Below are 13,485 nucleotides of genomic sequence, written 5' to 3'. Positions count from 1 at the left end.
GGGACGCCGCCTCAGGTCTTGGTGCTGACGTCGCGGCCGAGGAGCCGGGACATCTCCGCCTCGAGCGAATCGAAATCGACGAGGTCGGTCGGCCTCGCCGGCCGGGCCGGGGGCGCGGGCGGTTCGGGAGACGCGGGCGGCGGCTCGGCCGCCTTCGGGGGAGCCGGCGGCGCGGGCTGCTGCGCCGGAGCGTCGGGTTCCCGGCCCTGCGGCTCGGGCGGGCGAGGCGGTTCCGGCCCGCGCTGCGGCTCGGGCTGGCGCGGCGGCTCGGGCGGACGCGGCGGCGGCGGCGGCGGCGCGGCCACGGACGGCCCGGACGCGACGGGCGCGGGCCTGGCCGGCGAGGGGCCGTCGGGCGGCGGCGCGGCCGCGAAGGGGCGCTTCAGCGCCGCCTCCAGCTTCTTGGCCATGTCGGACAGCTCCGCCTGGGCGGCGGCGGCGGAGGAGGCGTTGCTCTCCGGGCGCGGTTCGGGCCGCACGGGCGCGGCCGGGGCCGGGCCGGCCGCGGGACGCTGCGGTTCGGGCCTGCCCTCCGGGGCGGGACGCGCGTCGGCCGCAGGGCGAAGCTCGGGTACGGGGCGGCCCTCCGGGAAGGGGCGGCCCTCCGGCAGCGGCCTGCCGTCCTGGACAGGCCGGCCTTCGGGGAAGGGCCTGCCCTCGGGCGCCGGCGTCGGCTCGGGCGCGCGCTGGGGCTCGGGGTTCCGCGGCGGAGGAGGGGGCGGCGGCGGCGGCTCGGCGCGGACCTGCTGCGGCGGCGGCGCGGGGCGATGCGGGGGCGGGGGCGGCTGGAAGCGCGACGGATCGGGACGCGACTCGGCGCGCAGCATGGGAGACGCGGGCTCGGGCCGGTGAACCGGCTCGGGCCGGGCCGCGGCGTCGGGCCGGGGCGCCGGCTCCAGACGCAGCTCGGGCTCCGGACGGATCACCTCCGGGCGCCGCGTCGGCGGCGGGGGCGGGGCGTTGCGGCCCGGGTCGGCGCGGCCCAGGTCGGCGCGGCCCAGGTCGGCGCCTTGGCGCTGCGGCAGCACGGCCACGGGCGGGACCGGCGCGGCCGACGCCGCGGTCGGCTGGCGCATCGGCGGGGCCGGAGGCTCGTAGCGGGTCGGCTCCGGGCGGTTCGGCTCGGGCCGGCCCATGGGAGGGTCCTGGCGCACGGGATCGGGGCGCCCCGGCTCCTGGCGCGGCGCCTCCGGCCGGGGAAGGTCCGGCCTGGGGAGGTCCTGCCTCGGGCCGTCCGGGCGGGGGGCCTCCTGCCGGGGCGGTTCGGCGCGCTGCGGCTCGGGCCGCTGCAGCTCGGGCCGCGGCGCGTCGGTCCTCGCCTGGTCATAGGGGTGCTCGCGCTGGACCGCCGGGCCGGCGCGCACGATGGTGTGCTCGACGACGAGATCGTTGGGGCCGCCGATCATCAGCAGGTGCTCGACATTGTCGCGCCTGACGATCACCAGCTGACGCTGCCGGTCGAGGTCATAAGCGTCGACGACGCCCAGCCGGGGCTGGCGGTTGCGATTGGCCGCCCCCGGCATGTTCAGCCTCGCGCCCGCAATGCGGCGCAGCAGCAGCGCGAACAGCGCGAGCAGGATGAAAATGACGACGAACGCCACGGCCCAGACGGCCGGCGTCGGCAAGGTCATTCCGAATATCGATTGCAACGCTCACACACTCCCAAGAGGGCCCGCAGGGACACCGTCCACGGGCTCTTCATAGCACGCCGTCCTTCGGATGGTTGCGTCAAGTCCCCCAACCGCCGCCCCCACGCAAGTTCGTTTACTCGACATTAACCATGCGGGCGGCATTTTTTGCCCACCGCCCGCGGAGGCCGCCATGAGCGGAATGGGACTGCCCCTCGTCGACCAGCTCAAGACCCGCATGCAGTGGCTGCAGACGCGCCAGAAGCTGCTCGCGGAAAACGTCGCCAATGCGGACACGCCCGGATTTCGTCCCAAGGACCTCCAGGCGATGCCGACGCCCGGCGTCCCCGGCGGGGTGCGGATCGAGGCGACGGCGCCCGGCCACATCACGGCGTCGGGCGGCCCCGGCTCGCCCGGCCAGCGCGGCGGCGTGAAGTTCGAGACCCGTCCGTCGGGCAACTCGGTCACCCTGGAGGACGAGATGACCAAGCTGGCCGACACCCAGATGGACTACCAGACCGTCGCGAGCCTCTATTCCAAGAGCCTCTCGCTCCTGAAGATCGCCATCGGCAAGCGGGGCTGACGCATCATGGACTTCCTGCGCTCCCTGGCGATCGCGGCGTCGGGCCTCAAGGCCCAGGCCGGCCGCATCCGGGTCATCTCCGAGAACATCGCCAACGCCGATTCGACCGCCCTGAAGCCCGGCGGCGACCCCTACCGGCGCAAGGTGCCGACCTTCGACCACAAGTTCGAGCGCGAACTGGAGGCCCAGACGGTGTCTCTCGGCCGCGTCAACCGCGACAGGAAGGCCTTCGAGGTCCGCCACGAACCCGGCCATCCGGCGGCGGACGGCAATGGCGACGTGAAATATCCCAACGTCAATCCGCTCGTGGAGCAGATGGACATGCGCGAGGCCCAGCGCAGCTACGAGGCCAACCTCAACGTCATCAGCAGCACGCGCCGCATGCTGGCGAAGACCCTCGACATCCTGCGCGCCTGATTCCGGAGAGCCCTGATGGCCAGTCCCACGCTCGCAGCCGGCGCCTATGCGGCGACCCAGCGCCTCGCCGCCCCGACGGCCGGCAAGGCCGTCGCCGGGGCCGGCGCGCCCAATTTCGCCGAGGCGCTCGGCAACGTGCTCCAGTCGGTGGCCGAGACCGGCCAGCGGGCCGACCAGCAGGCCGGCAGGGCCGCCGCCGGCAAGGCCGACATGGTGGACGTGGTCACCGCGGTCGCCGAGTCCGAGACGGCGCTGGAGACGCTGGTGGCGGTGCGCGACAAGGTCATCGCCGCCTATGAGGAAATCATGCGGATGCCGATCTGATGCGCCCGGCCCCCCACCGACCGCGCCGGGAGCGCTCGCCGCGATGACGGGTCCGGAAGTCCTCGACGTCGCCCGCGACGGCATCTTCACCTTCCTCAAGGTGGCGAGCCCGCTGATGCTGGTGGCGCTCGTCATCGGCGTCGTCATCTCGCTGTTCCAGGCGCTCACCCAGATCCAGGAACAGACCCTGGTGGCGGTGCCCAAGATCATCCTGGTCGGGCTCGCCATGCTGCTGCTGCTGCCCTTCATGGGCGACGCGATGGCGGGCTACATGACGAGAGTCGCCGCGCGAATCGCCTCGGGCGGGTAGGATGCGGGCGCAGGCGGGATTCGCCGTCGCGCCGGGAGCTTCAGCCGGCGTTCGGGGCAGGGCAGGGATGTCGTTCACCTTCGGGCCAGCGGTCGCGGCGCTCTTCATGGTCGTGTTCGCGCGCGTCGGCACGCTGGTCATGCTCCTGCCGGCGCTGGGCGAGCGCTTCGTGCCGGCCAGGGTCCGGCTGGCGCTGGCCATCTTCCTCACGCTGGGCATGATGCCGCTGGTGCAGCCGCTGCTGCCGGCCGGCGCGACGACCGGGACGGCGGTGTTCACCACCCTGTTCCTGGAGATCGCGATCGGCCTGATGATCGGCCTCACCGGCCGGCTCGTCGTGGCCAGCCTGCAGACGGCGGGCAACTTCGTCTCGCAGGCGCTGGGCCTGTCCTTCGCCGAGACGGTCGACCCCACCCAGGGCGGCCAGTCCGCCGCCATCGGCAACCTCCTGACCATGCTGGGCGTGACGCTGCTCTTCGCCACCGACGGCCACCATCTGGTGATCGGCGCGATCGGCGGAAGCTATGTGGCGCTGCCGCCGGCCGGCGCGCCGCCCGCGGGCGACGCCGCCATGCTGGCGCTCTCCACCATGGGCAAGGGGTTCGGCGTCGCGGTGCAGATCGCCGCGCCCTTCATCGTCTTCGGCGTGATCATCAATCTGGGCCTGGGCGTGCTGTCGCGCCTGATGCCGGCGCTGCAGGTGTTCTTCCTCGGCATGCCGGCCACCATCATGATCGGCTTCGTCATCCTGGCCGCCGTGATCGGCATGATGATGGGCCAGTTCCTGAAGGAGGTCTCCGACTTCCTCGTCCCCCTGGCGTCGCGGTAGGGCCCGATGGCGGACACGGACGACCAGGAAGACCGCACAGAAGACCCTTCCCTACGACGCCTCGAACAGGCGATCGAGCGCGGCGACCTGGCCAAGAGCCAGGAGATCAACACCTGGTTCGTGCTCGCCGGCGGCACGCTGGCGCTGGCCGCCGTGGCCGACGGCGCCGCCGGAACGCTGAAGACCATGCTGCAGGGCCTTCTCGCCCATGCGGGCAAGGTCCCGGCCGATCCCGGCTCGCTGCGCCTCTATGGCGAGCACGGGCTGAAGGCGGGCCTCATGGCCCTCGCCCTGCCGCTCGGCGTCGTCATGCTGTGCGGGCTGGCCGGCGCGCTGATCCAGCATCGGCCGATGATCACCACCCAGCCGCTGGCGCCCCAGTTCTCGCGCATCTCGCCGATGGCCGGCTTCAAGCGCGTCTTCGGCAAGGAGGCGCTGGCCCAGTTCATCAAGGGCCTGCTGAAGCTCGGCGTCGTCGGCGCGGCGATCTTCATGGCGGTGTGGCCGGAGATGGCCAGGCTGGAGAGCTTCGCCACGCTCGACCCCGCCTTGCTGCTTCCCGTCACCAAGGCGGAAGCCCTCAAGCTGATGACCGCGGTGCTGATCATCTATGCGGTCATTGCGGCGGGCGACTATGTCTATCAGCGCTTCTCCTGGTACTCGCGCCAGAAGATGACCAAGCAGGAGCTCAAGGAAGAGTTCAAGGAGCAGGAGGGCAATCCGGAGGTGAAGGCCAAGCTGCGCCAGCTGCGCGCCAAGGCCGCCCGCAACCGGATGATGTCCAAGGTGCCGAGCGCCACGGTGGTGGTGATGAACCCGACCCACTTCGCGGTCGCGCTCCAATACGAGCCCGGCATGCCGGCCCCGCTCTGCGTCGCCAAGGGCCTCGACGCCGTCGCGCTGCGCATCCGCGCGCTGGCCGAGGAGAACGGCGTTCTGGTGGTGGAGAATCCGCCGCTCGCCCGCGCGCTTTACAAGGCGGTTGAACTCGATCAGGACATTCCGGTCGAACACTACAAGGCCGTCGCCGAGGTCATCGGCTACGTGATGCGGTTGCGCCGGAGGCCGTCATGACGGCGACGGATGGATGGAACATGGCCAAGGCCGACAGGTCAGGACAGGACGCGATGACCACGAACGCGCCCGGCGCCGCCCTCGACCGGACGCAGCGCTCCGGCAGCGCCGTTCTGCTCCTCGCTTTGGCGGGCGTCCTGGTGGGCGCCGCGATCGCGCTGTCGCTGCTGGCCAGCGAGAAGGCCCAGCCGCTCATCATGGGGCTCCTCGCCCTCCTGGCCGTGATCGGCGTGTTCGCGCTCTTCGCCGGCGCGGTCGGGATCATCGAGTTCGCCGGCAAGGCCAGCCGCAACGACCTCACCAAGGCGGTGGTCGACACCGGCGCGGACGGCATGCTGGTGGTGGACGCGGACGGGCGCATCGCCTACGCCAACGACGCCTATCTGCGCTTCGCCGGGGCGCGGACGCTCGACGGGGCCCAGACCGCGGAGCGGCTCTTCACGGGCTCCTCCGACGTGTCGGAAGCCATCTACCGGCTGGCCCAGGCGGCGCGCGACGGCAAGATCGCCTCCGAGGAGATCCGCCTCTCCCCGCCGCTCGGCGCGCTCGAGGGCGTGGCCTGGTACCGGGTGCGGGTGCGCCCGGTGGAGCGCTCGACCGGGCGGCGCGCGACGCTGTGGACCATCGCCGACGTCACCCGCGAGCGGGAGCGGCAGGAGAACGTCTTCCAGGAGCTCCAGCACGCCATCGACTATCTCGACCACGCTCCCGCGGGGTTCCTCTCCGTCGACGCGGCCGGGGACGTCATCTACATGAACGCCACCCTGGCCGGCTGGCTCGACTATGATCTGGCGCAGTTCGGCTCCGGCGGGCTGAAGCTCGTCGACCTGGTGCCGGGCGACGGCGCGGCGCTGCTGTCGGGCGTCATCGGCGGCGCCGGCGAGGTCAGGACGGAGATCCACGACCTCGACCTGCGCCGGCGCGGCGGCCAGTCGCTGCCGGTGCGGCTCTTCCACCGCGTCGCCTTCGCGTATGACGGCGCGCCGGGGCCCTCGCGCACGCTCGTGCTCAACCGCTCGGCGGGCGAGGACGTGGCCGAGGGCCAGCGCGCCGCCGAGGTGCGCTTCGCGCGCTTCTTCAACAACACGCCGCTGGCCATCGCCACCATCGACCGGCATGGCCGGATCGCCCGCACCAACGGCCCCTTCGCGCGGCTGTTCGGCTCCGCCTTCAAGGGCCACGACGCCTCCGAGGCCCGCTCCATCCTGGCCGTGGTGGCCGAGCGCGACCGCGAGCAGCTCACCGGCGTCATCAACTCCGCCGCGGCCGGGCGCGGCGACATCGCCCCCATCGACCTGTCGCTGACCGGGGAGGGCGCCCGCTCGGCCCGCTTCTTCGTCACCACGGTGGAGAACGAGGCCGAGGACGGCGAGGCCGCCATCGTGTACGCGCTCGACACCACCGAGCAGCGGGCCCTGGAGGCGCAGTTCGCCCAGGCGCAGAAGATGCAGGCGGTGGGCGAGCTCGCCGGAGGCGTCGCGCACGACTTCAACAACGTGCTGCAGGGCATCATGGGCTACGCCGACCTGCTGCTCGTCAACCACCGGCCGACCGACCCGTCCTTCCAGGACATCATGCAGATCAAGCAGAACGCCAACCGGGCGGCCGGCCTCGTGCGCCAGCTGCTGGCGTTCTCGCGCCGGCAGACGCTGCGCCCGCAGGTGATGCATTTCGGCGACGTGCTGTCGGACCTGGGCATGCTGCTGAAGCGCCTGCTGGGCGAGCGGGTGGAGCTCGACGTGCGCCACGGCCGCGACCTGTGGCCGGTGCGCGCCGACCTGACGCAGTTCGAGCAGGTGGTCGTCAACCTCGCCGTCAACGCCCGCGACGCCATGCCGGAGGGCGGGCGGCTCTCCATCCGCACCAGCAACGTACACGCCACCGAGCCGGTCGCGGCCGGCGAGCAGGTGATGCCGGCCGCCGACTACGTGCTGATCGAGATCCAGGATTCGGGCACCGGCATTCCGCAGGAGATCATCGACAAGATCTTCCAGCCCTTCTTCACCACCAAGGAGGTGGGCAAGGGCACGGGCCTCGGCCTCTCCATGGTGTATGGCTTCGTCAAGCAGTCGGGCGGGTTCATCTTCTGCGACAGCGTGGTCGACCGCGGCACCACCTTCCGCATCTATCTGCCGCGCCACAGCGGCGAGGAGAACGCCGACGACCTGCCGCCCGCCAAGGCGGAGGCCGCCAAGGCCGAAGCCGCGCGCGCGGCCGGCGGCAAGCCCAAGCCCAGCGCGGACCTCACCGGCCACGGCGTGGTGCTGCTGGTGGAGGACGAGGAGGCCGTGCGCGCCTTCGGGGCGCGGGCCCTGGCCCAGCGCGGCTACACGGTGCTGGAGGCGTCCTCGGGCGTCGAGGCGCTGGAGGTGTTCGACGAGCAGCAGGGCAAGATCGACCTCGTCGTCTCCGACGTCGTGATGCCGGAGATGGACGGCCCCTCGCTGCTGCGCGAACTGCGCAAGCGCGACACCAAGGCCAAGGTGATCTTCGTCTCCGGCTACGCCGAGGAGGCCTTCAGCAAGAACCTGCCGGACGGCGAGGAATTCTCCTTCCTGCCCAAGCCCTTCACGCTGAAGCAGCTGATCGAGGCGGTGAAGACCGCGCTGGGGTGAGGGCGGCGGCGAACCTTCTCCCCGGAACGGGAGAAGGCGGCGCGCTGCGCCGGATGAGGGGGCGGCGGGAGTCGGCCGCTATGCGGGGCCCTTGAGACACCCCCTCACCCCAGCCCTCTCCCCGTCCCGGGGAGAGGGGGTCTGCCGCGGCCCAGGCCTCATGATGCGGCCCATTCGCAGCGCAACCGCCGCCCCCGGCGTTCTCCGACCCGCGTCGCTGCGCGGTTGCAATGGGTGGAACAAAAAAAGAACTTGCGGGTGAGAACAGAACGTGATCATGTTTGTCTCAGACGCAAGTTGAGACTCGTTTCGCGCTCGTGCCATAAGGATCCCCAGCAATGTCGCAACCCTCGCTCCGGCTCGTTGAAGGGCAATCCATGGACAAGGCCAAGGCGCTGGACGCCGCGCTCTCCCAGATCGAACGGTCCTTCGGCAAGGGCTCGATCATGCGGCTCGGCAAGAACGAGAAGGCGGTCGAGATCGAGACCGTGTCGACCGGCTCGATCGGCCTCGACATCGCGCTCGGCGTCGGCGGCCTGCCGCGCGGGCGCGTGGTGGAGATCTACGGCCCGGAATCCTCCGGCAAGACCACGCTCGCGCTGCACACCGTCGCGGAAGCGCAGAAGAAGGGCGGCGTTTGCGGCTTCATCGACGCCGAGCACGCGCTCGACCCGGTCTACGCCCGCAAGCTCGGCGTGAACCTGGAGGACCTGCTGATCTCGCAGCCCGACACGGGCGAGCAGGCGCTGGAGATCACCGACACGCTGGTGCGCTCGGGCGCGATCGACGTGCTGGTCATCGATTCGGTCGCCGCGCTGGTGCCGCGGGCCGAGATCGAGGGCGAGATGGGCGACGTGCAGCCGGGGCTCCAGGCCAGGCTGATGAGCCAGGCGCTGCGCAAGCTGACGGCGTCGATCTCGCGCTCCAATTGCATGGTCATCTTCATCAACCAGATCCGCATGAAGATCGGCGTGATGTACGGCTCGCCGGAGACCACCACGGGCGGCAACGCGCTGAAGTTCTACGCCTCGGTGCGGCTCGACATCCGCCGCATCGGCTCGATCAAGGACCGCGAGGAGGTCACCGGCAACACGACCCGCGTGAAGGTGGTGAAGAACAAGGTCGCGCCGCCCTTCAAGCAGGTCGAGTTCGACATCATGTATGGCGAGGGCGTGTCCAAGATGGGCGAGCTCGTCGATCTCGGCGTCAAGGCCGGCATCGTGGAGAAGTCCGGCGCCTGGTTCTCCTATGACAGCCAGCGCCTCGGCCAGGGACGCGAGAACGCCAAGACGTTCCTGCGCCAGCATCCGGACATCGCGGCCAAGATCGAGGGCCAGATCCGCCAGAACGCCGGCCTGCTGGCCGACCGCATCCTCGACAACATCGAGCCGACGGCGGAGGACCTGGACGAAGGCGAAGGCTGACGGCCCGGGAGCCCGACCGGTTTCGATCCAGAGCGGCGGCGCCCACCAGCGCCGCCGTTTCTACGTTCCGCGTCGGCGCGCCCCTTCTCCGGGGGGAGAAGGTGGCTGCGGAGCAGCCGGATGAGGGCCTAAGGCTCTCCGTCCTGGCGGCTGCGCCGCGCCCGACGCCCGGCCGCCCGTCCCTCATCCGGCCCTGGCGGGCCGCCTTCTCCCGGGGGGAGGAGGACGCGCCAGGCCTGGCGTGAGCCCCGTCGTGGGGCCGCCTGCGAAACCGGTTTCCAATGTGCGGGCGCATGCTCTACAAACGCGGCGAGATCAGCTTCAGCGGCCGCGCGCGGCCGCGCACATCGAGCGACATATGAGCGGCGTCAACGAGATTCGGTCCACCTTCCTGGATTACTTCGCCAAGAACGGCCACGAGGTCGTTCCCTCCAGCCCGCTCGTGCCGCGCAACGACCCGACGCTGATGTTCACCAACGCCGGGATGGTGCAGTTCAAGAACGTCTTCACCGGGGTGGAGAAGCGGCCCTATTCGCGCGCCGTCACGTCGCAGAAATGCGTCCGCGCCGGCGGCAAGCACAACGATCTCGACAATGTCGGCTATACGGCGCGGCACCACACCTTCTTCGAGATGCTGGGCAACTTCTCCTTCGGGGACTACTTCAAGGACCGGGCGATCGAGCTCGCCTGGAACCTGATCACCAAGGAGTACGGCCTGCCGGTCGAGAAGCTGCTGGTCACCGTCTATCACGAGGACGACGAGGCGCACGCGCTGTGGAAGCGCATCGCCGGCCTGCCGGACTCCAAGATCATCCGCATCCCGACCTCGGACAATTTCTGGGCGATGGGCGACACCGGCCCCTGCGGCCCGTGCTCGGAGATCTTCTACGACCACGGCGACCACATCCCGGGCGGCCCGCCCGGCTCGCCTGACGAGGACGGCGACCGCTTCATCGAGATCTGGAACCTCGTCTTCATGCAGTACGAGCAGGTCGCCCCCGGCGAGCGCCTGCTGCTGCCCAAGCCCTCGATCGACACCGGCATGGGCCTGGAGCGCATCTCGGCGGTGCTGCAGGGCACGCACGACAATTACGAGACCGACCTGATGCGCGCGCTGATCCGCGCGGTGGCCGAGGCCACCGGCGTGGAGCCGGGCCGGGCCAGCCACAAGGTCATCGCCGACCATCTGCGCGCCTCGTCCTTCCTGGTGGCGGACGGCGTGCTGCCTTCCAACGAAGGCCGCGGCTACGTGCTGCGCCGGATCATGCGCCGCGCCATGCGTCACGCGGAGCTTCTGGGCGCGCGCGAGCCGCTGATGTGGCGCCTCGTCCCGGCGCTGGTGCGCGAGATGGGCCACGCCTATCCGGAGCTGGCGCGGGCCGAGCCGCTGATCACCGAGACGCTGCGGCTGGAGGAGACGCGCTTCCGCAAGACGCTGGAGCGCGGCCTCGCCATCCTGGACGAGGAGACCCGCACGCTGGGGGCCGGCCAGAGCCTCAAGGGCGACGTCGCCTTCACGCTCTACGACACCTACGGGTTCCCGCTCGACCTGACGCAGGACGCGCTGCGCTCGCGCGACATCGGCGTCGATCTCGAGGGCTTCAACGCCGCCATGCAGCGCCAGCGCGAGATGGCGCGCGCCGCCTGGGCGGGCTCGGGCGAGGCCGCCACCGAGACGGTCTGGTACGGCGTCAAGGAGAAGGTCGGAGCGACCGAGTTCCTGGGCTACGACACCGAGCGCGCCGAGGGCGTCGTCACGGCGCTGCTGCGCGACGGCCAGCCGGTGGACCGGCTGGACGCCGGCCAGGACGGCGTCGTGCTGTTGAACCAGACGCCGTTCTACGCCGAGAGCGGCGGCCAGGTGGGCGACACCGGCCGCATGCAGGGCGCGGACGCGTCCGTGACCGTGCGGGACACGCAAAAGAAGCTCGGCGACGTGTTCGCCCATGTGGTCACGGTGGCGAGCGGGGCGCTGCGCGTCGGCGACGCGCTGGAGCTCGAGGTCGACCACGATCGCCGCGGCGCGATCCGGGCGAACCACTCGGCCACCCACCTCTTGCACGAGGCGCTGCGGCAGGTGCTGGGCGACCACGTGGCCCAGAAGGGATCGCTGGTGACGCCGGACCGGCTGCGCTTCGACTTCTCGCATCCCAAGCCGATCAGCGAGGAGGAGCTCGACCGGGTCGAGGCCATCGTGAACGGCGTGGTGCGCGAGAACGAGCCCGTCGTGACCCGCCTGATGGGCGTCGACGAGGCGATCGAGACCGGCGCGCGGGCGCTGTTCGGCGAGAAATACGGCGACGAGGTCCGGGTGGTGTCAATGGGCCCGCCGCGCACGCCCGGCCACAACGGCCCGGCCTTCTCGGTGGAGCTGTGCGGCGGCACGCATGTGCGGCGCACCGGCGACATCGGGCTGGTCAGCATCGTGGGCGAGGGCGCGGTGGCGGCGGGCGTGCGGCGCCTGGAGGCCATGTCGGCGGAGGGCGCGCGGCGCCATCTCGTCGAAGACAGCAAGCGCCTGAAGGGCCTGACCGGCTTGCTGAAGGCGCCGGCCGCCGAGGCGGGCGACCGCCTGGCGGCGCTGATGGACGAGCGGCGCAAGCTGGAGCGCGAACTGGCCGAGGCCCGCAAGGCGATCGCGATGGGCGGCGGCTCGGCTCAGGGCGGCGACGCCGGCGTGCGCGAGGTCGGCGGGGTCAAGCTCCTGGCGCGCGCCGTGACGGGCGTCGAAATGCGCGACCTCAAGGGCCTGGCGGACGAGGGCAAGAAGCAGGTCGGCTCGGGCGTCGTGGCGCTGATCGCGGTCGGGGAGGACGGCAAGGCCGGCATCGTCGTCGGCGTCACGCCGGACCTCACGGGCCGCTTCAACGCTGTCGATCTGGTGAAGCTCGGATCCGAGCGCCTCGGCGGCAAGGGCGGCGGCGGCAGGCCGGACATGGCCCAGGCCGGCGGCCCGGACGGCGCCAAGGCCAGCGAGGCCCTCGCCGCCATCGAGGCGGCGATCGGCGGGGCGTGACGGCCCGGGGGAATTCCCCCGCGGCGCGCCAGGCTCACCGCCTGGCGGGGGCGCGGCGGCGCGCCTACGAGCTCTTCGAGCAGGCGGTCCCGGGAGACCGGCTCGCCCATCTGGTGCACGGCTTCCTGATCGTCTGGGTGGTGGCCAGCGTCTCCGCCGTCGTGCTGGAGTCCGTGCCGGCGCTGCGGGCGGCCTATGATCCCGCCTTCCAGGCGGTGGAGACGCTCTCGATGGCGATCTTCACCCTGGAATATGTGCTGCGCTCCTGGGCCTGCGTGGAGTATCCCACGCTTCGCTCCCTGCCCCGGTGGCGCGCCCGCCTGAAGCACGCGCTGTCGCCGGCCTCGCTCATCGACCTCTGCACGGTGCTGCCCTTCTACCTGGCCTTCGTGGTCGCGGCGGACCTGCGCGTCTTCATCGTGTTCCGGCTCCTGCGCTTCATGAAGCTGGCGCGCTACTCGCCCGGCATGCGTTCGCTCTACGAGGCGATCCACGCCGAGCGGCGGGCGCTGGTCGCCTGCCTGGTCATCATCGCGTCGCTGGTGATCGCGATGGCGGGCGTCATGCACGTCCTGGAGGCGGACGCGCAGCCGGACAAGTTCGGCACCATCCCGGATGCGATGTGGTGGGCGGTGATCACGCTGGCGACGGTGGGCTATGGCGACGTCGTGCCGGTCACCCCCATGGGCAAGGTGGTCGCCGGCGCGACCGCCCTGATGGGCCTGGCCATGATCGCGCTGCCGGTCGGCATCATCGCGACGGCCTTCGCGGAGGTCATCCATCGCCGCGACTTCGTGGTCACCTGGGGAATGATCGCCCGGGTGCCGCTGTTCTCGGACCTCTCGGCGGAGGAGGTCGCGGCCATCATGCGGCTGTTGCGCTCCAAAGGGGCGCAGGCGGGCGAGGTCATCGTCCGGCGCGGCGAGGTCGGCCACAGCATGTATTTCATCGCCTCGGGCCAGGTGGAGATCGAGACCCAGCACGGCAAGCGGCACCAATTGGGCGAAGGCCAGTTCTTCGGCGAGATCGCGGTCCTGAAGAACGCCCGCCGCACGGCCACCATCCGGGCCCTGGTGCGCACGCAATTGCTGGTTCTGGACGCGGCGGACCTGCGCGCCCTGGCGGAGAGGCGGCCGGACATCGGGGCGCGCATCCGAAAGGTCGCGCAGACCCGGTCCAGCCACGCCGCCCGGACCGTGAGCTCCGACATCTCGGACGACCTGCCGTTCTCGGACATCGATCCGGGCCCCCCATGAAAAAACCCG

At 71.3% G+C, this 13,485-nt stretch carries 11 protein-coding genes; 10 read left to right on the top strand and 1 reads right to left on the bottom strand.

Features of this window, described 5'->3' with window-relative positions:
* Positions 1–11 precede the first annotated feature (11 nt).
* Positions 12–1,631, bottom strand: a complete 1,620-nt coding sequence (locus ACYVO7_RS04120; protein WP_460448583.1) for a hypothetical protein — start codon at positions 1,629–1,631, stop codon at positions 12–14.
* A gap of 190 nt (positions 1,632–1,821) precedes the next feature.
* Here ACYVO7_RS04120 and flgB point away from each other — a divergent pair, with 190 nt between their 5' ends.
* The 10 genes from flgB to ACYVO7_RS04070 all read left to right on the top strand — a co-directional run bounded on the left by flgB (position 1,822) and on the right by ACYVO7_RS04070 (position 13,476).
* Entirely contained in the window at positions 1,822–2,211 is a 390-nt protein-coding gene (gene flgB / locus ACYVO7_RS04115; RefSeq protein ID WP_460448582.1) for a flagellar basal body rod protein FlgB, read from the top strand.
* 6 nt (positions 2,212–2,217) lie between these two features.
* Positions 2,218–2,628, top strand: a complete 411-nt coding sequence (flgC, locus tag ACYVO7_RS04110; protein ID WP_460448581.1) for a flagellar basal body rod protein FlgC — start codon at positions 2,218–2,220, stop codon at positions 2,626–2,628.
* A 15-nt stretch (positions 2,629–2,643) separates the two neighbouring features.
* Positions 2,644–2,952, top strand: coding sequence for a flagellar hook-basal body complex protein FliE (gene fliE, locus ACYVO7_RS04105; protein WP_460448580.1), 309 nt, complete (start codon positions 2,644–2,646; stop codon positions 2,950–2,952).
* Between the two features lie 43 nt (positions 2,953–2,995).
* Entirely contained in the window at positions 2,996–3,262 is a 267-nt protein-coding gene (fliQ, locus tag ACYVO7_RS04100; protein WP_460448579.1) for a flagellar biosynthesis protein FliQ, read from the top strand.
* A 67-nt stretch (positions 3,263–3,329) separates the two neighbouring features.
* Entirely contained in the window at positions 3,330–4,091 is a 762-nt protein-coding gene (gene fliR, locus ACYVO7_RS04095; RefSeq protein ID WP_460448578.1) for a flagellar biosynthetic protein FliR, read from the top strand.
* Positions 4,092–4,097: 6 nt separating this feature from the next.
* Positions 4,098–5,165, top strand: coding sequence for a flagellar biosynthesis protein FlhB (gene flhB, locus ACYVO7_RS04090; RefSeq protein ID WP_460448577.1), 1,068 nt, complete (start codon positions 4,098–4,100; stop codon positions 5,163–5,165).
* 53 nt (positions 5,166–5,218) lie between these two features.
* Entirely contained in the window at positions 5,219–7,780 is a 2,562-nt protein-coding gene (gene cckA / locus ACYVO7_RS04085; RefSeq protein ID WP_460449118.1) for a cell cycle histidine kinase CckA, read from the top strand.
* A 338-nt stretch (positions 7,781–8,118) separates the two neighbouring features.
* Complete coding sequence (gene recA / locus ACYVO7_RS04080; RefSeq protein ID WP_406854072.1) at positions 8,119–9,204, top strand: recombinase RecA; 1,086 nt, start codon at positions 8,119–8,121, stop codon at positions 9,202–9,204.
* A gap of 358 nt (positions 9,205–9,562) precedes the next feature.
* Positions 9,563–12,220, top strand: coding sequence for an alanine--tRNA ligase (gene alaS / locus ACYVO7_RS04075; RefSeq protein ID WP_460448576.1), 2,658 nt, complete (start codon positions 9,563–9,565; stop codon positions 12,218–12,220).
* Positions 12,217–13,476, top strand: a complete 1,260-nt coding sequence (locus ACYVO7_RS04070) for a cyclic nucleotide-gated ion channel (RefSeq protein ID WP_460448575.1) — start codon at positions 12,217–12,219, stop codon at positions 13,474–13,476. Before alaS ends, ACYVO7_RS04070 begins: the two co-directional genes overlap by 4 nt.
* Positions 13,477–13,485: the final 9 nt, after the last annotated feature.

The organism is Alsobacter sp. SYSU BS001988 (genome assembly GCF_054796215.1).
This window is presented reverse-complemented; position numbering and strand designations above follow the sequence as displayed.